The sequence below is a fragment of the Streptomyces sp. TRM68416 genome (assembly GCF_014596915.1).
Lineage (GTDB): Bacteria > Actinomycetota > Actinomycetes > Streptomycetales > Streptomycetaceae > Streptomyces.
This window is the reverse complement of record NZ_JACVWU010000003.1, coordinates 35,263-54,554: the sequence shown is the minus strand read 5'-3', so window position 1 is coordinate 54,554 and position 19,292 is coordinate 35,263. Positions and strand designations below refer to the sequence as shown.

The following is a 19,292-nucleotide window of genomic DNA, read 5'->3' as shown; positions in this document are numbered from 1 at the left end:
CAAGCCCAGGCGCGTGCACCCCTTGGTCGCGGCGCTGGCGGGCGTGGTCCTGGGGGCCGGAGCGGTCGGGACCGTGTGGGCCATCGTGGGTGACAGCCACAACACCCCCAAGACCGACCCGAGCAGTGCCGCGCCCCCGTCCCCCGGCACCTTCGCTCTCACCGGGACCTTCGAACTCACTGACGGTGTCATCGACGACGGCCTGGGTGGATGCCAGGGCGGCGACGGCTATGACGACATCTTCGAGGGCACCGCGGTCACGGTCTACGACGGGGCGGGCACGGTGATCGCCACGGGGCAGCTCGGCGAGTCGACGCTGGAGAGCGACGGCACGTGCACGTTCGAGGTGTCGGTCGGGGACGTGCCTGCCGGCAAGGGTTTCTACAAGGTGGAGGTCTCGCACCGCGGCACTGTCCAGCTGAGCGAAGCCGAGGCGGAGGCCGGAGCCTTCGGCGCATCGCTGGGATGAAGCGAAAGCCCGCATCCGGACGCGGCCTGACCGCCCACCGCCGCACAGTGCCCCTTGGAACGGCGAGTGATCCCGAGCGGTCCGCCCTCGTTCGGTCGACAATGCGGGCAGCAGTGTCGCGCTGCGGTTCCGTACGGACGCTGCCCGCGCCTGGCGCCTGGCGCCTGGGGGGGGATAAGGCCGCCTGTGTGGCTCGGCCTGGTGGGTTCCGGCGGGTTCAGGTGGTGTGACGGCCGGTGCCGCTCGTAGGCGGCGGCCATGACCGAGATCCAGACTCCGACGCCTCGCGACGCTTTCGAGCTGCTCATGGCCGGTAACGAGCGCTTCGTCTCAGGTATCCCCGCGCACCCGAACCAGGACGCCATACGTCGCACCGAGATCGCACCGGCCCAACAGCCCTTCGGCATGCTGTTCGGGTGTTCCGACTCCCGGCTAGCCGCCGAGATCATCTCCGACCGCGGCCTGGGCGGCCTGTTCCAGGCTCTCCAACGACCTGACGGTCTTTCAGCCCGTGCGTCATTCGTGCGTCACGCCGCAAGGACCATCGGGCTCCGCCACCGCCACACACCCCTCCCCTCAGACGAATGCCCAGGTCACGCGGCATCGTCCGCCTTCACCCGTTCCCACCTCGCCAAACAGGTCAAGCCGACGAACGAAGTCAGAAAACTGCAGGTCAAGAGCCTTTTCCAGCGGGTTCCAGGATCGCGACGCACTCCACGTGCGCGGTCATCGGAAACAGATCGAACACCCGCAACGTCCGCACCCGATACCCCCCGTCCCGGAAGTACCCCAGATCGCGCGCCAGCGCCGCCGGGTCGCAGGCCACGTAGGCGATGCGGCGGGCGCCCAGGGAGGCCAGGTGTTGGACGGTCGCGCGGCCCGCGCCCGCCCGGGGTGGGTCGAGGACGATGAGGTCGACCTCGGTGATGCCGGTGCGGGGCAGGACGGACTCGACCTTGCCCTGTTCGATGCGGACGCGGGGGAAGTCGGCGAGGTTGTGCCGGGCGTCCTCGACGGCGCGCTTGCCGGACTCGATGCCCAGCACCGCGCCCTTCTCGCCGAGGCGGTCGGCCAGCGCGCCCGCGAAGAGGCCGACGCCGCAGTAGAGGTCCAGCGCCGTCTCGCCCTTGCGCGGGAGCAGTCCCTGCATGACCGCCGTCACCAGGGTGTCGGCCGCCTTCGGGTGGACCTGCCAGAAGCCGCCGCTGCCGACGCGGTGGGTACGGCCGTCCGCGCGCTCGCGGACGAAGGGGCGGCCGTGGACGCGGTGGACGCCGCCGTCCTTCTCCCCCACCCTCATCACGGAGACCGGCTTGTCCAGCTCCACGATCGGCAGGCGCGCGCCGGGGCGCGGGGTCAGGATGACCTGGCGGTCCTGCGAACCCGTCGCCGCGATGGCCTCGACGGACGCCATGCCCGGCCACTCGCGCCGCTCGATGCCGAGTTCGCTCACGCCCTCCGCGGCGATCATGCAGTGCTCGATGGGCTCGACCTCGTGCGAGCGGTGGCGGCGCAGACCGGCGCGGCCGTCGGCGTCGATCGCGTACTGGACCCGCGTGCGCCACTGCGGCACCTGTCCGGCCGGCAGCTTGTCGCCCTCGGCGGGCATCACGGTGCCGTCCCAGCCGGCCTCCTCGGGCGTGAGCCCGGCAAGACGCGCCAGCTGTTCCGCGACCACCTCGCCCTTGAGACGCCGCTGCGCGCCGGGCTTGGCGTGCTGCCAGTCGCAGCCGCCGCAGCGGCCCGGACCCGCGTACGGGCAGGGCGCCTCGATGCGGTCCTTGGACGCCTCCAGCACCTCGACCGCGTCCGCGCGCAGGAAGCGGGCGCCCTCCTCGCCCTCGGTCACCCGCGCGACGACCCGCTCGCCGGGCAGTGCGTGCCGTACGAAGAGCACCTGGCCCTCGGCGGTGCGGGCGATGCAGTGACCGCCGTGGGCGACGGGGCCGACCTCGACCTCGTAGACCTCCCCCACCAGCGTCTTCTTCGGTTCTGCCTGCATGGCGGGGTGACTCCAGGTGCGTAAGGGGGAAAGGGCCGGACAACAGCCCACCAGTCTACGGCTGCTTCGACGTGTCCTTCGCCCGCTCCTCGGCGGGGCCGCGCCGCACCGAACCCGGCGCGTTCCAGTCCTGGCGCTTGCGGGCCCGCCGCCTGGCGACCTCGGAGGACTGGAGCTGGTAGGGCACCGAGGTCACCATGACGCCCGGGGTGAACAGCAGGCGGCCCTTCAGGCGCAGGGCGCTCTGGTTGTGCAGCAGGTGCTCGTACCAGTGGCCGACGACGTACTCGGGGATGATCACGGACACCGCGTCGCGCGGGGACTCGCGGCGCAGGTTCTTGACGTACTCGATGATCGGCCGGGTGATCTCGCGGTAGGGCGAGTCGAGGACCTTCAGCGGTACGTCGACGCCGCGCCGTTCCCACTCGGCCTTGAGCGCCTTGGTCTCGGCCGGGTCGACGTTGACGCTGAGCGCTTCCAGGGTGTCGGTGCGCATCAGCTTGGCGTAGGCGATGGCGCGCAGCGTGGGACGGTGCATCTTGGAGACCAGGACCACCGAGTGCACCCGGGAGGGGCGCACGCTGTCGTCGCTCGGGCCCTCGGGGGCCGCGATCTCCTCGGCGACGCGGTCGTAGTGCTTCCGGATCGCGGACATGGTCGCGTAGAAGATCAGCATGCCGAGCAGGGCGACCCAGGCACCGTGCGTGAACTTGGTGACGAGGACGACGATGAGGACCAGGCCGGTGAAGAAGGCGCCGAAGGCATTGATCGCGCGGGAGCGGATCATGTGGCGGCGCTTGGCGGCGTCCTTCTCGGTGCGCAGATGGCGGTTCCAGTGGCGGACCATGCCGGTCTGGCTGAGCGTGAAGGAGACGAACACGCCGACGATGTAGAGCTGGATGAGGCGCGTGGAGTCGGCGCCGTAGATCCAGACCAGCAGGGCGGCCGCGCCGGCCAGGAGCACGATGCCGTTGGAGAAGGCGAGGCGGTCGCCGCGGGTGTGCAGCTGACGGGGCAGGTAGCGGTCCTGGGCGAGGATCGAGCCGAGCAGCGGGAAGCCGTTGTACGCCGTGTTGGCGGCGAGGAAGAGGACCAGCGCCGTGGCGGCGGCGAGCAGCACGAAGAAGAACGTGCCGTCGCCGAAGACGGCGGCCGCGACCTGCGAGATCACCGGGTTCTGGACGTAGTCGCTGCCGACCGGGACGCCGTCGAGGTAGAGGTCCTTGGCCGGGTACTCCGCCATGTGCACGTCGGTGGCCATGGCCAGCCCGATGATGCCGCAGAACATGCTGACGGCCAGCAGACCCATCATGGCGAGCGTGTTGGCCGCGTTCTTGGACTTGGGCTTGCGGAACGCGGGGACGCCGTTGCTGATCGCCTCGACGCCGGTGAGCGCGGCGCAGCCGGAGGAGAAGGCCCGCAGCAGCAGGAAGACGAGGGCGAAGCCGGCCAGGCCCTCGTGCTCGGGCTTGATCTCGTAGTCGGCGGTCGGAGCCGTCATCGTCTCGTCCAGGACCAGCCCCCGGAACGCACCCCAGGCGATCATGAGGAAGACGCCGGTGACGAACACATAGGTCGGGATCGCGAAAAGCCTGCCGGACTCCTTCACTCCGCGCAGGTTCATCAGCGTCAGCAGCACGATGATGCCGATGGCGCAGAACACCTTGTGCTCGACGAAGAAGGGGACGGCCGAGCCGAGGTTCTCCACGCCGGAGGAGATGGACACGGCCACCGTGAGCACGTAGTCGACGAGCAGCGCGCTGGCCACGGTCAGGCCCGCCTTCGGGCCCAGGTTGGTGTTCGCGACCTCGTAGTCGCCGCCGCCGCTGGGGTACGCGCGCACGTTCTGCCGGTAGGAGGCGACGACCGTGAACATCAGGACGACGACAGCGACCGCGATCCAGGGACTGAAGTGGTACGCCGACACGCCCGCGATGGACAGGACCAGCAGCACCTCACCGGGGGCGTAGGCCACGGAGGAGAGCGGGTCGGAGGCGAAGACGGGGAGGGCGATGCGCTTCGGCAGGAGCGTTTCGCCCAGCCGGTCACTGCGCAGTGCGCGCCCGATCAGAATCCGTTTGGGCACGTCGGTCAGTTTGGACACAACAGAGGATCGTAAGCGTTCGGTCGGGGCACCGCCCACCCGCCACCCCCGATCCACGGGCGCCCGCCCGCCTTGTGCTCTCCGGGTGAAATCGACGTGGGCCGGGGCTGCGGATTCCGCGCCGGACCGGATGAGCATGTCTATATGACAAGCCCGTCCTCTTTTCCCCTGCGTCGCGCGGCCGTTGCCGCCCCTTGGAGGTCCCATGCACACGACCGCGGAGCTGATCGGCGCCGTCGCCGCCCTCCTCGGCCTCGGAATCCTCACTCTGGCCAGTGTGCGGAGCATCAGCCGCCGGTGATCGTCCCGGGCTTCGGAGCAACCATGCACAGGGGTGCCGTCGTCCTACCGCGCGTGTGTAGCTTGGGCGTCTGTCTGAGACCCTGATGTGGCTGAGCAACATCTCTTGACACCGGAAGGACGGTCGTGCACATCGTCATCATGGGCTGCGGAAGAGTGGGTTCCGCTCTTGCCCAGACCCTGGAGCAACAGGGGCACACGGTCGCGGTGATCGACCAGGACCCCACCGCCTTCCGCCGGCTCGGCCCCGGGTTCGGGGGGCGCCGGGTCACCGGCGTCGGCTTCGACCAGGACACCCTGCGCGAGGCGGGCATCGAGGAGGCCGGCGCCTTCGCCGCCGTCTCCAGTGGTGACAACTCCAACATCATCTCCGCGCGCGTGGCCCGCGAGATGTTCGGTGTGGAGAACGTGGCGGCCCGGATCTACGACCCCCGCCGTGCCGAGGTCTACCAGCGCCTGGGCATCCCCACCGTCGCGACCGTCCGCTGGACGGCCGACCAGATGCTGCGCCGGCTGCTGCCCTCGGGCGCCGAGCCGCTGTGGCGCGACCCCACCGGCGGTGTGCAGCTCGCCGAGGTGCACACCGCCACGGCCTGGGTGGGCCACCGGATCAGCAGGCTGCAGGAGGAGACGGGCGTCCGCGTGGCCTTCCTGACCCGCCTCGGCGAGGCCGTCCTGCCCAGCTCGCAGACGGTGTTGCAGGAGGGCGACCTGGTGCACGTGATGATGCGCGCCGACGAGGTCGACAAGGTCGAGGCGGCGTTCGCCCAGGGTCCCGAAGAGGAGGGCGGTCACTGATGAGGGTCGCCATTGCCGGTGCCGGCGCGGTGGGCCGCTCGATCGCGGGCGAACTGCTGGAGAACGGCCACGAGGTCCTGCTCATCGACAAGGCGCCGACCGCCATCTCGGTCGAGCGCGTCCCGCTGGCGGAGTGGCTGCTCGCCGACGCCTGCGAGATCACGTCCCTGGACGAGGCGGCGCTCCAGCGCTGCAACGTCGTGATCGCCGCGACGGGCGACGACAAGGTGAACCTGGTCGTCTCCCTGCTGGCGAAGACGGAGTACGGCGTCCCGCGCGTCGTGGCCCGGGTGAACAACCCGAAGAACGAGTGGCTCTTCAACGAGTCCTGGGGCGTCGACGTCGCCGTCTCCACCCCGCGCCTGATGTCGGCCCTGGTCGAGGAGGCCGTCTCGGTCGGCGACCTGGTCCGCCTGCTCCGCTTCAGCCACGGCGACGCGAACCTGGTGGAACTGACGCTCCCCGAGGAGTCGGCGCTGGCCGGCACCCAGGTCGGCGACGTGGACTGGCCCCAGGACACCTCCCTGGTCACCATCATCCGCGGCACCCGCGTCCTCACCCCCACCCGCGACGACTCCCTGGAAGCGGGCGACGAACTCCTCTTCGTCGCCGCCCAGGCCCGCGAGGAACAGCTGGAGGACCTCCTCTCGGTCCGCCGCGACGACACGACGAGCTGAGGCCTTCGGGCGCTACGACGACGAAGGGCGCCCTGGGAAATCCAGGGCGCCCTCAGCGCCCTGAAGGGGCGCGCGAAACTGCGCGACAAGCCCGCACGGCGCCGCAGCCGACCTGCCACGGCACCCTCGGCGGAGCGTTCAGTCGCCGGAGCGGGCCGCCGCCTCGCGCTCCTTCTCGGCCTTCTCCGCCGCCTCCATCTCCGCGAACACGTCGATCGGCGCGGGCGCCTTCGCCAGGAAGACCCACGTCAGCCAGACCGCCAGCAGGAACGGCGGGATCTTCAGCGCGATCAGCACCCAGCCGAACTGCGTGGTGTCGGCCCACCAGTACAGCGGGAAGAGGATCGCGCACTTGGTGAGCAGGATCGCCCCCCAGGCGTAACTGGCCTTCGCGTACGCCTTCTTGCGCCCCGGATTGCGTGTCCGCCAGGAGAGGTTCTCCTTGAACACGGGGCCGAGGATCAGCCCGATCAACGGGACCCCGCACAGCGTGGTGATGATGTACGCGAGTCCGAGCCCCAGCGTGTAGAGCATGCCCGGCAGGTAGAAGTCCTTGGCGTTGCCGGTCATCATCGCGAACACGACACCGAAGGCCACCCCGAAGACACCGCTGAAGGCGTGCTTGACGGTGTCCTTCATCGCGAGGCGGACCACGACCAGGACCAGCGACACCGCGAGCGCGGCGATCGCGGACATGTGCAGGTCCTTGTTGATCGTGTAGATCGTGACGAAGAGCAGGCCCGGCGCGACCGTCTCGACCATGCCGCGCACGCCGCCGAACGCCTCGAAGAGCGCGGCCTCCGTCACCGCCCGCGCATCCTGCTGGGCGTCCTGGGTCGGCTTGTCGAGCGACGTCACCGGCTACTCCCGTCCGAGGGGTCTCAGTTCGTACTTCGGATTGAACAGCACCCGGCGGCCCCGGCTCATCGAGATCCGGCCCGATGCGATCAGCCTGCGCCCCGGCTCTATCCCCACGATGGAGCGTCTGCCGAGCCACACGACGTCCAGGGCGGCGGAGCCGTCGAACAGCTCGGCCTCCAGGGCCGGGACTCCCGCACGCGGCCGCAGGGTGACCGTGCGCAAGGTACCAGTAACGGTGACTATCTGTCGGTCCTGGCAGTCACCTATGCGTATGCAGCCGGCGGTGTCGGCGTCCTCTCGCAGTTCCTCGGACTCCAGGTCCTCCTGCGACGAGGAGAGCCGGCCGAGCATGCGCCGGAACCGGCCCGCCGGCCTCTCGGATCGAGGAACAGAACTCATGTCTGAAGCGTACCGGGGTGCACCGACACGTACGTACCCGCGGTGCAAGCCTGCGAAGCCCTTCCGCGTCATGATCCTGCTTGCCTAAAGCCTTTAGGTAACCGCATAGTGGATTTCGGCAAAGGAGAGGGATCTGATGGCACGTGCAGGACTGACCCCGGAGCGGCTGACCCGCGCCGGGGCCGAGCTGGCCGACGAGGTGGGCTTCGACAACGTGACCGTCTCGGCGCTCGCCCGGCGGTTCGACGTCAAGGTCGCGAGCCTGTACTCGCATCTGAGGAACTCCCACGACCTGAAGACCCGGATCGCCCTGCTCGCGTTGGAGGAGCTGGCCGACCGGGCCGCCGAGGCGCTCGCCGGCCGGGCCGGCAAGGACGCCCTGACCGCCTTCGCCGACGTCTACCGCGCCTACGCACGCGAGCACCCCGGCCGCTACGACGCCGCCCGGTTCCGCCTCGACCCCGAGACGGCGGCGGCGAGCGCCGGCGTCCGGCACTCCCGGATGACCCGGGCGGTCCTGCGCGGCTACGACCTGACGGAACCGGACCAGACCCACGCGGTCCGCCTGCTGGGCAGCGTCTTCCACGGCTACGTCAGCCTGGAGCTGGCGGGCGGCTTCGCCCACAGCTCCCCCGACAGCGACGAGTCCTGGGCCCGGATCCTGGACGCCCTCGACGCCACCCTGCGCAACTGGCCCCCACACTGAAAGCACCGAGCCCATGCAGAGCACCCCTCTCACCCCCGACCTGATACGCGGCGCCCTCGACCTGGAGCACACCGTCCACGGCGTCCTCCCGCACCGGCTGCCCGCCCGGGCCCGCGCCCAGTACCCCGACCCGCAGCTCGCCCTGGCGGAGGCCCAGCCCTCCGGCGTACGGCTGGCGTTCCGCACCCGGGCCACCGTCGTGGAACTCGACACCCTGCCCACGAAGCGCGCCTACACCGGCGTCCCGCCCCGCCCGGACGGCGTCTACGACCTCCTCGTCGACGGCCGTCTCACCGCGCAGGCGACCGCCTCCGGCGGCAACACGGTGACCGTCGACCCGGCCACCGGGTCCACCGAACTCCGGCCCGGCCCGGTCGCCACCCTGCGCTTCGCGGAGCTGCCGGACCGGGACAAGGACGTCGAGATCTGGCTGCCGCACAACGAGATGACCGAACTCGTCGCCCTGCGCACCGACGCCCCCGTCGAGCCCGTCCCCGACCGGGGCCGCAAGGTCTGGCTGCACCACGGCAGTTCGATCAGCCACGGCTCGGACGCGGCGAGCCCCACCACGACCTGGCCCGCCCTCGCCGCCTCCCTCGGTGGCGTCGACCTGATCAACCTGGGCCTGGGCGGCAGCGCCCTGCTCGACCCCTTCACCGCGCGTGCGATCCGGGACACCCCGGCCGACCTGATCAGCGTCAAGATCGGAATCAACCTGGTCAACCTGGACCTGATGCGGCTACGGGCCTTCACCCCGGCCGTCCACGGCTTCCTCGACACGATCCGCGACGGCCACCCCGACACCCCGCTGCTGGTCGTCTCCCCCGTCCTGTGCCCCCTCCACGAGAACACCCCCGGCCCGGGCGCCTTCGACCAGGACGCCCTCAGCGCCGGAGAGCTGCGCTTCCTGGCCACCGGGGACCCGGCCGAGACGGCCGCCGGAAAACTGACGCTGACGGTGATCCGCGCGGAACTGGCACGGATCGTGGAGCAGCGCGGGCAGGACGACAGGAACCTGCGCTACCTCGACGGCCGCGAGCTCTACGGCGAGAGCGACTACGCCGAACTGCCGCTCCCGGACGAACTGCACCCGGACGCGGCCGCGCACCGCCGCATCGGGGAGCGCTTCGCCGAGCGGGTCTTCAACGCTCGAACCGGTAGCCCATTCCCGGCTCGGTGATGAAGTGCTTCGGATGCGCGGGGTCCGCCTCCAGCTTCCGCCGCAGCTGGGCCATGTACACCCGGAGGTAGTTCGTCTCCGTCCCGTACGACGGCCCCCACACCTCCTGCAGCAGCTGCTTCTGGCTGACCAGCCGTCCGGAGTTGCTCACCAGCACCTCCAGCAGGTGCCACTCCGTCGGTGTGAGCCGCACGTCGGCGCCGCCGCGCCGGACCTTCTTCGCGGCGAGGTCGACGGTGAAGGTACCGGTCTCCACCACGACGTCCTCCTCGCCGCCCCCGGCGGGCTCCGCGCGGCGGACGGCGGCGCGCAGCCGGGCGAGCAGCTCGTCCATGCCGAAGGGCTTGGTGACGTAGTCGTCGGCGCCCGCGTCCAGCGCCTCGACCTTCTCGTCCGAGGAGTGCCGGGCGGACAGCACCAGGATCGGCACCCGGGTCCAGCCGCGCAGACCGCGGATGACCTCGACGCCGTCCATGTCGGGCAGCCCCAGGTCGAGGATCACCACGTCGGGGTGGCGGGCGGCGGCGAGCTGGAGGGCGGTGGCTCCGTCATGGGCCGCGTCGACCTCGTACTTGCGCGCCTTGAGGTTGATCACGAGGGCGCGCACGATCTGCGGCTCGTCGTCGACCACGAGCACCCGGCTCATGAAACCTGCCTTTCCGGTTGGTCAAGGGGAAGCGGCTGCGGCAGGCGGGTTCCCGTGCCGCGCAGGGTGAGGACCATGGTGAGGCCGCCGCCGGGGGTGTCCTCCGCGTCCAGGGTGCCGTCCATGGCCTCGGCGAATCCGCGGGCGACCGCCAGACCGAGCCCGACACCGGCGCCGCGCGGAGCGTCGCCGTAGCGCTGGAAGGGCGCGAAGATACGTTCCTTTGCCTCGTCGGGGACGCCGGGGCCGCGGTCGACGACCCGCACCTCGACCCGGTCCGCGATGGCGCTGGCGGACACCAGGACGGGGGTGCCGTCCGGACTGTACTTGACGGCGTTCTCGACCAGGTTGGCCACGGACCGCTCCAGCAGCCCGGGGTCGACGGCGACCATCGGCAGCGTCTCGGGGATGTCCAGCTGCACGCTGTCCTCGGGCACTCCGCCGAGCGCCATCGGCACCACTTCGTCGAGGTCGATCTCGCGGATCAGCGGGGTGACCGTGCCGGTCTGCAGGCGGGACATGTCCAGCAGGTTGCCGACCAGGTGGTCCAGGCGGTCGGCGCCCTCCTCGATGCCCTCCAGCAGCTCGGCCCGGTCCTCCTCGGACCACGCCACGTCGTCGGAGCGCAGCGAGGACACCGACGCCTTGATACCGGCCAGCGGGGTACGCAGGTCATGGCTGACGGCGGCCAGCAGCGCCGTACGGATCCGGTTGCCCTCGGCCAGGGTGCGGGCCTGCCCGGCCTCTTCCTGGAGCCGACGCCGGTCGAGGACGACGGCGGCCTGGGCGGCGAAGGCGGCCAGCACCCGGCGGTCCTCGGCGGGCAGCACCCGTCCGGTGAGCGCCAGTGCCATGTGGTCGCCGACCGGCATGTCGACGTCGGCGTCCTCGGGCCGCTGCACCGGCGGCCCCTGGCCCGCGCGGCCCGCGCAGGTCCACGGGTCGACGTCGCTCGCCCGCTCCAGCAGCGCCGCGGACTCCATGCCGAAGGTCTCCCGGACCCGTTCCAGCAGGTCCTCAAGGCCGGTCTCGCCGCGCAGGACGTTGCCGGCGAGGAAGGAGAGGATCTCCGACTCGGTGCGCAGCCGGGCGGCCTGCTCGGTGCGCCGGGCGGCCAGGTCGACCACCGAGGCCACCGAGACCGCCACGGCCACGAAGATCGCCAGGGCGAGGGCGTTCTTCGGGTCGGCGATGGTGATCCGGTGCACCGGCGAGGTGAAGAACCAGTTCAGCAACAGGGACCCGAACGCGGCCGAGGCCAGCCCCGGCAGCAGCCCGCCGAGCAGGGCCGCGGTCACCGTCAGCATCAGGAACAGCAGCATGTCGTTGGCGAGGCCGAGGTCCGCGTCGACATGGGTCAGCAGCAGGGTGAGCAGCGCCGGACCGCCGACGCCCGCCAGCCAGCCCCACACGATCCGGGACCGGCCGAGCCGCGCACCGCGGGCGACCGGCAGCCCGCGCCCCTTGGCGACCTCGTCGTGGGTGACGATGTGCACGTCGAGGTCGGACCCCGACTCGCGGGCGACCGTCGCGCCGACGCCGGGGCCGAAGACGTACTGCCAGCTCTTGCGGCGCGAGGAGCCGAGGACGATCTGGGTGGCGTTCACCCCGCGGGCGAAGGCCAGCAGCGCGGCCGGTATGTCGTCGCCCACGACGTGGTGGAAGGTGCCGCCGAGGTCCTCGACGAGGGTGCGCTGGACGGCGAGTTCCTTGGGCGAGGCCGAGGTCAGGCCGTCGCTGCGGGCGATGTACACGGCGAGCACCTCGCCGCCGGCGCCCTTCTCGGCGAGCCGCGCGGCGCGCCGGATCAGCGTCCGGCCCTCGGGGCCGCCGGTGATCCCGACCACGATCCGCTCCCGCGAGCCCCATATCTTCGACACCCGGTGCGCGCCGCGGTACTCGCGCAGGTATTCGTCGACCCGGTCGGCCACCCACAGCAGGGCCAGCTCGCGCAGTGCGGTGAGGTTGCCGGGCCGGAAGTAGTTCGACAGGGCCGCGTCGACCTTGTCGGGCTGGTAGACGTTGCCGTGCGCCATACGGCGGCGCAGCGCCTGCGGGGACATGTCGACCAGCTCGATCTGGTCGGCGCGGCGCACCACCTCGTCCGGCACGGTCTCCTGCTGGCGCACGCCCGTGATCGACTCGACGACGTCGCCCAGTGACTCCAGGTGCTGGATGTTGACGGTCGATATGACGTCGATCCCGGCCGCCAGCAGCTCCTCCACGTCCTGCCAGCGCTTGGCGTTGCGGGAGCCGGGGATGTTGGTGTGGGCGAGTTCGTCGACGAGGGCCACCTCGGGGCGGCGCGCCAGCACCTCGTCCACGTCCATCTCGGTGAAGACGCCGCCGCGGTACTCCAGTTCCCGGCGCGCGATCTGCTCCAGGCCGTGCAGCATCACCTCGGTGCGCGGCCGGCCGTGGTGCTCCACGAAGGCGACCACGCAGTCCGTGCCCCGCTCGGCGCGCCGGTGCGCCTCGGAGAGCATGGCGTAGGTCTTGCCGACGCCCGGTGCCGCACCGAGGTAGATCCGAAGCTTGCCGCGTCCCATGGCCTCATTGTCTTCCGGTCGAACACTGCCTGCGCAGCGTCGACCTTACGACCAGCAATCCCGACATATGACACCCCGTGGGGCCGCCGGAACGTCTTTGACGCAACCCTGACGCACCGCGCCGCACCCGGCGGGGCCGCACCTGGCGGGTCCCTGCCCGGCAGGTCCGTGTCAGTGGGGCAGCACCTGGTGCGGGCCCTGCCCGGAACGGTCTTCGGCGGGCCGCCGTCGGGGCGAGGTGCCGAGGTGGCCCGTCCCCGGTCCGGGGCGCGAAGGGCGGGAGCACGGCGCCCGGGACCCTACGCCGCATGGCAGCGCCCCGTGGCTCGCACCCGGGCGGGCGGTTCGGCACGACCGACCTCGCCCGTCCCGTACGCAGTCGACCGGGCCCCCGCCGCACGGCAGCCCCCTGCGGCTCGCGCCCAGCCCGGCGGTCCCGGACGGCCGCCCTCACCCGCAAGCCGTACGCCGGAACGCGCAGAGGGCCGCACCCCGCGCGGGGTGCGGCCCTCTGCGCTGATGCCTGTCAGCGGACCTCGGTGATCTCCGGACCGCGCTGCAGCTGGCCCATGCCGCCGGAGAAGCGGGAACCGGCCTCGTCCTGCTGCTGGACCCCTTCGGGGACCATCTGGGCGTCGTTGGGCAGCTTCAGGACGATGGGATCGCGGGGCGCCATGGGGCCGTCGCCGCGGACCACGACCGTGTCCCGGAAGATCTGCTCCAGCAGCCCGGCCGCCTGCGGCTGCACCGCGCCCTGGCCCGAGATCACCCCGCGCAGGAACCAGCGCGGGCCGTCCACGCCGACGAACCGCACGACCTGGAAGCCGCCCGTGCCGTCCGGCAGTTGCACCGGGACCTGCGCCCTGAGCTCCCAGCCCAGCGGGCCCTCGACCTCGTCGATGATGCCGCCCTGCTGGGTGATGCCGGAGCCGATCTCCTCGCGCACCTCGCCCCAGATGCCCTCCCGCTTGGGAGCGGCGAAGGCCTGGAGCTGGATGGCGCTGTCGCGCAGCACGACGGTCGCCGCGACGATCGCGTCGCCCGCGACCTCGACCCGCAGCTCCATGCCGTCGACTCCGGGCACGAAGAGACCGCCCAGGTCGACCCGGCCCTCGCCCGGTTCCCGCACCTCGGTGCTGTCCCACGGCCCGTCGGGCCGCGGCTCGGGCTCCAGCCGCACGCGCTCGCGCGCGCCGTTCTCGTCCGCCTCGGTGTCGACGCCGTCGACGACCTGCTCGGGCTCGCCGGCCGCGTCCTCGGCGGCACCCTTCTTCTTGCGACGTCCGAACACGTCACTGTCCTTCCCGGTCGGATACGACCGAAGCGTATCTAGTCCCACCCGTTGTGCCGCCGTCGGCGGCCTGATCGCTTGTGCCGTCCCCGTCGCCCACGGCGGCGTGACCGCCGGTGGACCCGAAGCCCCCCTCGGCCCGCGCCGAGTCGGGAAGCTCCGCGACCTCCTGGAAGCGGACCCTCTCGACCTGCTGGACGACGAGTTGGGCAATCCGGTCGAAGCGCTCGAACCGCACGGTCTCGTGCGGGTCGAGATTCACCACGATCACCTTGATCTCCCCACGGTACCCGGCATCAACCGTCCCCGGGGCATTCACGAGGGCGACACCGCAGCGGGCGGCGAGACCGGATCGCGGGTGCACGAAGGCCGCGTACCCCTCCGGGAGCGCGACAGACACGCCCGTGGGCAGCACGGCCCGCTCCCCCGGCTTCAGTTCACAGCCCTCGGTGGTGCGCAGATCGGCTCCCGCGTCACCGGGGTGCGCATACGACGGAAGCGGTACGTCCGGATCGACGCGCCGGATCAGCACGTTCAGGGGGTCACGGCTCACGGGTTCACCTCGAAGGCACGGGCACGCCGTACCTGGTCCGGGTCGTTCATGGCCGCGCGGATCTCCTCCGGGCGGCCGTTGTCGATGAAGTGGTCGACCTTCACCTCGATGAAGAGGGCGTCGGCCCGGACCGCCACGGGTCCGTCGGGGCCGCCGATCCGGCCGGTGGCGGTGGAGTAGATCTTCCGCCCGGCCACCGCGGTCACCTCGGCCGCCAGGTGCAGCACCGTGTCCACCGGGACCGGCCGCACGAAGTCCGTCTCCAGCCGTCCCGTCACCGCGATCGTGCGCAGCAGCCAGTTCAGCGAGCCGAGCGTCTCGTCCAGGGCGCTGGCCAGCACTCCGCCGTGGGCGAGGCCCGGGGCGCCCTGGTGGGCGGGCCGCACGGTGAACTCCGCGGTGAGGGAGACGCCTTCCCCGGCCCGCGCCTGCAGGCGCAGTCCGTGCGGCTGCTCGTCACCGCAGCCGAAGCACTGGCCGTAGTGGGCGCCGAGGAGTTCGCCGGGCGCGGGCGCGTCGGGGTGCCGCACCGGCCGTACGGCATCGGCGGGAGGCGTCAGAGCTGCGGATGTACCACTCACAGGCGCAGACCTTACCCGCGCGTCGGCCCTTGCCGGACACCGTGCCAAGCTTGACTCCATGCAGCCCTCCGCCACCCCGTACGAAGAACGTCTCACTGCCCCCCGCTCCTGGTGGCTGATCTCGGTCCTGGTCGGCGTCGCGCTGGCGTTGGTCCTGCTGCCCTTCGGCACGCTTCCGATGCTCGGCGGACTGGCCGGCGGCACGGCCGCGGCGGCGGTGACGGCCAGTTCGTACGGCTCGGTCCGCATCCGGGTGGTGGGCGGCTCGCTGATCGCGGGGGAGGCGAAGATCCCGGTCACGGCGCTGGGCGAGGCGGAGGTCCTGGACGCCGAGGAGGCCCGGGCCTGGCGTACGCACAAGGCCGACACCCGCGCCTTCCTGCTGCTGCGCGCCTACATCCCCACGGCTCTGCGCGTGGAGGTCACGGACCCGGAGGACCCGACGCCGTACCTGTACCTGTCCACGCGCGAGCCGGAGCGCCTCGCCGAGGCGCTGAAGGCGGCGAGGGCCACGGTCTAGCACAGGCGACCGAGAGGTCCCCGGAACGGGGGCCTCGCACTCAGCCTCCGGAGTCGCCGCGCTTCCTGCGGCCGAGTTCCTTGGCGAGGTCCCCCAGCTTCAGCGGGTCCTTCGGGGCCTCCAGCTCGGGCAGGTCATCCAGCGCGTCCCACGGCACCTGGACCTTGCGCAGGTCCGCCCGGATGCGCTCCGCCAGCTTTCTGGTGTCCCGGCGGTTCATGACCGCTCCCACGGCCGCGCCCACCATGAACGGCATCAGGTTCGGCAGGTTGCGCACCGTGCGCTTCATGATCTGCTGGCGCAGCTGGACCTTCATGTGGCTGTTGAGCGCCGAGCTCATCGTCGACGGCTTGGTCACGTCGATGCCCCGCTCGCCCGACCAGGAGTCGAGGTAGGCGGTGGAGCGCTGTTTGAGGTTGCCGGGCGGCCGTACCCCGTACACCTCGTGGAGTTCGGCGATGAGTTTCAGCTCGATGGCCGCCACCCCGGTGATCTCCGCGGCCAGTTCCGTCGGCATCGCGGGCGGCACGGGCAGCATCGCCGCCGCGCCGACCCCGGCCCCGACGGTCGACGTCGCGGCCGTCGCGCCCGCCACGAGCTTGTCGGCGAGCTGCTCGGGCCCCAGGCCGGGGAACTGCCTACGGAGCGCCGCGAGGTCCCGTACGGGGATACGCGGGGCGTTCTCGATGATCCGGTCGGCGAGGTACCCCAGCCCCGCCCTGGCGCGGCTGCCGCCCTTACGGACGCCTTCCCGGGCCTTCTCCCGGATGACCGCCGCCCGCCGCCTGGCGACGGGCACGGGATTCCGCGCCGGCACCGGGAGGTTCCCCGGGCCGGACGCCGGTTCGAGCGAGGCCGATCCCGTACCGGATGAGCCCCGCTCGTCGTCACGCGCGCCGTGAGGGCCGCCGGACGGCCCTTGGTCCGCTCCCCGCGCGGGGAAGCGGCGCTTCCAAGGAGAGGTCGAGCCGGTCATGCCCGACCCCTCCTCAGTCGCAGTCGCGGCAGATCGGCTGACCGTTCTTCTCCCGGGCCAGCTGGCTGCGGTGGTGCACCAGGAAGCAGCTCATGCAGGTGAACTCGTCCTGCTGCTTGGGCAGCACCCGGACGGCCAGCTCCTCATTGGAGAGGTCGGCGCCGGGCAGCTCCAGGCCCTCGGCGGCCTCGAACTCGTCGACGTCCACAGCGGAGGTCGACTTGTCGTTCCGCCTGGCCTTCAGCTCTTCAAGGCTGTCCGAGTCGACGTCGTCGTCGGTCTTGCGTGGGGTGTCGTAATCCGTTGCCATGTCGCTCTCCCCCTCTGGGTGTCTGCGGTGTCTCCAGCGCACGTAACGCGTGAGAGGCCGGACTTGTGCCCGACCCGAGGCGGAGATTTTGCCTCACATCAAGGTCTGTTACTCAATCGACACCCAACCGGACCCCTCAAGAGTGATCGGCTTGGATGGCGAACGGGACCGTACACGGTCCGGATACCGCACTTCAAAGGCGCCTCACCGTGTACTTCCCGTGATCTGGACCCCCGAAAACCCGGATTTTCCCGGCTTTCCGGCATGTTGCATGATCACAGAGAGTAGATGGCCGGAAATTCGCCCATGTGATCGATCACACAGGATGCCGCTCCACGAGTGCCCAGAAAATTCCGCGCAAAGCGAACACCTCTGTGTGCCTGCGGCCCGATCTCACACGGCAAGCGTCACTCTCATCACCAGCCCGCCGCCCTCGCGCGGCTGCGCCGCGATGTGCCCGCCGTGCGCGCGCGCCACGGAGCGGGCGATGGACAGCCCGAGCCCGACGCCCTTGTCACTGCCCGTACGCTCCGTACGCAGCCGCCTGAAGGGCTCGAAGAGGTTGTCGATCTCGTACGCCGGCACGACCGGCCCGGTGTTCGACACCACGAGCACCGCCTGGCCGTGCTGGACCTCGGTGGTGACCTCGACCCAGCCGCCCTCGGGGATGTTGTAGCGCACGGCGTTCTGCACGAGGTTCAGCGCGATCCGCTCCAGCAGCACGCCGTTGCCCTGGACGACCGCCGGTTCGCGCTTTCCGCGGATCTCCACACCCTTGGCCTCCGCCTCGCCGTGCACCTGGTCGACGGCCTGCGAGGCGACCTCCGCGAGGTCCACGGGCTTGCGCTCGACGATCTCGTTGTCGCTGCGGGCGAGCAGCAGCAGGCCCTCGACGAGCTGCTCGCTGCGCTCGTTGGTGGCCAGCAGCGTCTTGCCGAGCTGCTGGAGCTCCACCGGGGCGTTCGGGTCGGACAGGTGCACCTCCAGCAGCGTGCGGTTGATCGCCAGCGGCGTTCTCAGCTCGTGCGAGGCGTTGCCGACGAAGCGCTGCTGGGCGGTGAAGGCCCGCTGGAGGCGCTCCAGCATGTCGTCGAAGGTGTCGGCCAGCTCCTTCAGCTCGTCGTCCGGGCCGTCCATCTCGATCCGGCGGGACAGGTCCGAGCCCGCCACCGCGCGCGCGGTGCGGGTGATCCGGCCCAGCGGGGACAGGACGCGGCCGGCCATGGCGTAGCCGAAGGCGAACGCGATGACGGCGAGGCCGAGGAGGGCGAGCAGGGAACGGCTGAGCAGGGTGTCCAGGGCGTGCTGGCGCTGTTCGTTCACGCACTCGTTCAGCGCGTGGTTGAGCTCGTCCGCGGGCAGCGGGTTGGAGCGCAGCGTGCAGGTCTCGCTGGCCACCTGGCCGGAGACGACCCTGAACGGAAGATCACTGCCGACATTCAGCGCGCTCGCGGCGAGCAGGTAGATGATCGACAGCAGCAGGATGCCGGCGATCAGGAACATGCCGCCGTAGAGCAGGGTGAGCCGTATACGGATGGTCGGGCGCAGCCAGGGGAAGGGCTGCACCGGCCTTCTCGGGTCCCAGGTCGGCTTCGGGGGCGCCTGGGGCGGTGCGGGGGTGCCTGCCATGGTGGATCAGATCCGGTAGCCGGAGCCGGGGACGGTGACGATGACGGGGGGCTCGCCCAGCTTGCGGCGCAGGGTCATGACGGTGACGCGGACGACGTTGGTGAACGGGTCGGTGTTCTCGTCCCAGGCCTTCTCCAGGAGCTGCTCCGCGGAGACGACGGCCCCCTCGGAGCGCATCAGCACCTCCAGCACGGCGAACTCCTTGGGCGCGAGCTGGACCTCCTTGCCGTCGCGGAACACCTCACGGCGGTTGGGGTCGAGCTTGATGCCGGCGCGCTCCAGGACGGGCGGCAGGGGCACGCTCGTACGACGGCCGAGGGCACGCACGCGTGCCGTGAGCTCGCTGAACGCGAAGGGCTTGGGGAGGTAGTCGTCGGCGCCGATCTCCAGCCCCTCGACGCGGTCGCTGACGTCGCCGGAGGCCGTGAGCATCAGCACGCGCGTGGGCATGCCGAGCTCGACGATCTTGCGGCAGACGTCGTCGCCGTGCACGAGCGGGAGGTCGCGGTCGAGGACGACCACGTCGTAGTCGTTGACGCCGATGCGCTCCAGGGCGGCCGCACCGTCGTACACGACGTCGACGGCCATGGCCTCCCGGCGCAGTCCGGTGGCCACCGCATCGGCGAGCAGCTGCTCGTCCTCGACGACGAGTACGCGCACGTCGCTTTCCTTCCTCTGTCCACCCGCGTAGCGCTCTTTCCGCGCGCGGGCAGGGTCCTGGTGGGGTGTCTTGGCTCCATC

The 19,292-nt window shown here is 71.1% G+C and carries 19 protein-coding genes and 1 pseudogene; 7 read left to right on the top strand and 13 right to left on the bottom strand.

The features are described 5' to 3' along the window. Window positions 1–13 precede the first annotated feature (13 nt). On the top strand, window positions 14–469 hold the full coding sequence (locus tag ICC28_RS40315) for a hypothetical protein (protein WP_317453961.1): 456 nt from the start codon (window positions 14–16) through the stop codon (window positions 467–469). A gap of 258 nt (window positions 470–727) precedes the next feature. Beyond that, window positions 728–946 (top strand): annotated as a pseudogene (locus tag ICC28_RS40310) (carbonic anhydrase); the annotation flags it as partial. Window positions 947–1,142: 196 nt separating this feature from the next. Here the strand turns inward: ICC28_RS40310 and ICC28_RS05730 are convergent. Together ICC28_RS05730 and ICC28_RS05725 are read right to left on the bottom strand one after the other, a co-directional pair. Beyond that, window positions 1,143–2,471 carry a class I SAM-dependent RNA methyltransferase gene (locus tag ICC28_RS05730; protein ID WP_188287304.1) on the bottom strand — a complete coding sequence of 443 codons (1,329 nt, stop codon included), beginning with the start codon at window positions 2,469–2,471 and terminating at the stop codon, window positions 1,143–1,145. A gap of 55 nt (window positions 2,472–2,526) precedes the next feature. After that, window positions 2,527–4,575: an APC family permease gene (locus tag ICC28_RS05725; RefSeq protein ID WP_188287303.1), complete on the bottom strand. Its 2,049-nt coding sequence runs from the start codon at window positions 4,573–4,575 to the stop codon at window positions 2,527–2,529. 426 nt (window positions 4,576–5,001) lie between these two features. On the opposite strand from ICC28_RS05725, the gene ICC28_RS05720 reads away from it, so the two are divergent. Next, the gene (locus tag ICC28_RS05720) at window positions 5,002–5,673 is read left to right on the top strand and encodes a potassium channel family protein (protein WP_188287302.1); all 672 of its coding nucleotides are present in this window, start codon (window positions 5,002–5,004) and stop codon (window positions 5,671–5,673) included. After that, entirely contained in the window at window positions 5,673–6,350 is a 678-nt protein-coding gene (locus ICC28_RS05715; RefSeq protein ID WP_188287301.1) for a potassium channel family protein, read from the top strand. Before ICC28_RS05720 ends, ICC28_RS05715 begins: the two co-directional genes overlap by 1 nt. A 138-nt stretch (window positions 6,351–6,488) precedes the next feature. On the opposite strand, the gene ICC28_RS05710 is transcribed toward ICC28_RS05715, so the two are convergent. Next, on the bottom strand, window positions 6,489–7,208 hold the full coding sequence (locus tag ICC28_RS05710) for a DUF3159 domain-containing protein (RefSeq protein WP_188287300.1): 720 nt from the start codon (window positions 7,206–7,208) through the stop codon (window positions 6,489–6,491). A gap of 3 nt (window positions 7,209–7,211) precedes the next feature. Beyond that, on the bottom strand, window positions 7,212–7,610 hold the full coding sequence (locus ICC28_RS05705; protein WP_188287299.1) for an OB-fold nucleic acid binding domain-containing protein: 399 nt from the start codon (window positions 7,608–7,610) through the stop codon (window positions 7,212–7,214). Window positions 7,611–7,746: 136 nt separating this feature from the next. Between ICC28_RS05705 and ICC28_RS05700 the strand changes: the two genes are divergently transcribed. Continuing rightward, window positions 7,747–8,316, top strand: a complete 570-nt coding sequence (locus tag ICC28_RS05700) for a TetR/AcrR family transcriptional regulator (protein WP_188287298.1) — start codon at window positions 7,747–7,749, stop codon at window positions 8,314–8,316. A 13-nt stretch (window positions 8,317–8,329) separates the two neighbouring features. Beyond that, complete coding sequence (locus ICC28_RS05695; RefSeq protein ID WP_188287297.1) at window positions 8,330–9,496, top strand: GDSL-type esterase/lipase family protein; 1,167 nt, start codon at window positions 8,330–8,332, stop codon at window positions 9,494–9,496. Here ICC28_RS05695 and ICC28_RS05690 read toward each other — a convergent pair. From ICC28_RS05690 to ICC28_RS05670, 5 genes are all read right to left on the bottom strand, one after another. Beyond that, on the bottom strand, window positions 9,459–10,142 hold the full coding sequence (locus ICC28_RS05690; protein WP_188287296.1) for a response regulator: 684 nt from the start codon (window positions 10,140–10,142) through the stop codon (window positions 9,459–9,461). The two genes, ICC28_RS05695 and ICC28_RS05690, sit on opposite strands and share 38 nt — an antisense overlap. Further along, window positions 10,139–12,691, bottom strand: a complete 2,553-nt coding sequence (locus ICC28_RS05685; protein WP_223188434.1) for a sensor histidine kinase — start codon at window positions 12,689–12,691, stop codon at window positions 10,139–10,141. Before ICC28_RS05685 ends, ICC28_RS05690 begins: the two co-directional genes overlap by 4 nt. A 526-nt stretch (window positions 12,692–13,217) precedes the next feature. Continuing rightward, window positions 13,218–13,982 (bottom strand): DUF3710 domain-containing protein, encoded by a 765-nt coding sequence (locus tag ICC28_RS05680; protein ID WP_188287295.1) that lies wholly within the window; start codon window positions 13,980–13,982, stop codon window positions 13,218–13,220. 1 nt (window position 13,983) lies between these two features. Next, window positions 13,984–14,535, bottom strand: a complete 552-nt coding sequence (gene dut, locus ICC28_RS05675) for a dUTP diphosphatase (protein WP_188287294.1) — start codon at window positions 14,533–14,535, stop codon at window positions 13,984–13,986. After that, on the bottom strand, window positions 14,532–15,116 hold the full coding sequence (locus ICC28_RS05670) for a PaaI family thioesterase (RefSeq protein ID WP_188287293.1): 585 nt from the start codon (window positions 15,114–15,116) through the stop codon (window positions 14,532–14,534). Before ICC28_RS05670 ends, dut begins: the two co-directional genes overlap by 4 nt. A 58-nt stretch (window positions 15,117–15,174) precedes the next feature. Here ICC28_RS05670 and ICC28_RS05665 point away from each other — a divergent pair, with 58 nt between their 5' ends. After that, window positions 15,175–15,636 (top strand): DUF3093 domain-containing protein, encoded by a 462-nt coding sequence (locus tag ICC28_RS05665; protein WP_188287292.1) that lies wholly within the window; start codon window positions 15,175–15,177, stop codon window positions 15,634–15,636. A 40-nt stretch (window positions 15,637–15,676) separates the two neighbouring features. Here the strand turns inward: ICC28_RS05665 and ICC28_RS05660 are convergent, their stop codons facing one another. The 4 genes from ICC28_RS05660 to ICC28_RS05645 form a co-directional block, all read right to left on the bottom strand. Continuing rightward, the gene (locus tag ICC28_RS05660; protein ID WP_188287291.1) at window positions 15,677–16,612 is read right to left on the bottom strand and encodes a hypothetical protein; all 936 of its coding nucleotides are present in this window, start codon (window positions 16,610–16,612) and stop codon (window positions 15,677–15,679) included. Between the two features lie 13 nt (window positions 16,613–16,625). Then, a complete protein-coding gene (locus ICC28_RS05655; RefSeq protein ID WP_005481602.1) occupies window positions 16,626–16,922 on the bottom strand; it encodes a DUF4193 domain-containing protein in 297 nt (98 codons plus the stop codon). 393 nt (window positions 16,923–17,315) lie between these two features. After that, a complete protein-coding gene (locus ICC28_RS05650) occupies window positions 17,316–18,551 on the bottom strand; it encodes a sensor histidine kinase (RefSeq protein WP_188287290.1) in 1,236 nt (411 codons plus the stop codon). 6 nt (window positions 18,552–18,557) lie between these two features. Further along, window positions 18,558–19,211, bottom strand: a complete 654-nt coding sequence (locus ICC28_RS05645) for a response regulator transcription factor (RefSeq protein WP_007385219.1) — start codon at window positions 19,209–19,211, stop codon at window positions 18,558–18,560. Window positions 19,212–19,292 lie beyond the last annotated feature (81 nt).

What these genes read in the sequence shown, in the direction of transcription:
- ICC28_RS05650 (WP_188287290.1), bottom strand. Translation starts at nt 18,551, where the DNA reads ATGGCAGGCACCCCCGCACCGCCCCAGGCGCCCCCGAAGCCGACCTGG.
- ICC28_RS05695 (WP_188287297.1), top strand. Translation starts at nt 8,330, where the DNA reads ATGCAGAGCACCCCTCTCACCCCCGACCTGATACGCGGCGCCCTCGAC.
- ICC28_RS05700 (WP_188287298.1), top strand. Translation starts at nt 7,747, where the DNA reads ATGGCACGTGCAGGACTGACCCCGGAGCGGCTGACCCGCGCCGGGGCC.
- ICC28_RS05715 (WP_188287301.1), top strand. Translation starts at nt 5,673, where the DNA reads ATGAGGGTCGCCATTGCCGGTGCCGGCGCGGTGGGCCGCTCGATCGCG.
- ICC28_RS05705 (WP_188287299.1), bottom strand. Translation starts at nt 7,610, where the DNA reads ATGAGTTCTGTTCCTCGATCCGAGAGGCCGGCGGGCCGGTTCCGGCGC.
- ICC28_RS05665 (WP_188287292.1), top strand. Translation starts at nt 15,175, where the DNA reads ATGCAGCCCTCCGCCACCCCGTACGAAGAACGTCTCACTGCCCCCCGC.
- ICC28_RS05690 (WP_188287296.1), bottom strand. Translation starts at nt 10,142, where the DNA reads ATGAGCCGGGTGCTCGTGGTCGACGACGAGCCGCAGATCGTGCGCGCC.
- ICC28_RS05685 (WP_223188434.1), bottom strand. Translation starts at nt 12,691, where the DNA reads ATGGGACGCGGCAAGCTTCGGATCTACCTCGGTGCGGCACCGGGCGTC.
- ICC28_RS05730 (WP_188287304.1), bottom strand. Translation starts at nt 2,471, where the DNA reads ATGCAGGCAGAACCGAAGAAGACGCTGGTGGGGGAGGTCTACGAGGTC.
- ICC28_RS05660 (WP_188287291.1), bottom strand. Translation starts at nt 16,612, where the DNA reads ATGACCGGCTCGACCTCTCCTTGGAAGCGCCGCTTCCCCGCGCGGGGA.
- ICC28_RS05655 (WP_005481602.1), bottom strand. Translation starts at nt 16,922, where the DNA reads ATGGCAACGGATTACGACACCCCACGCAAGACCGACGACGACGTCGAC.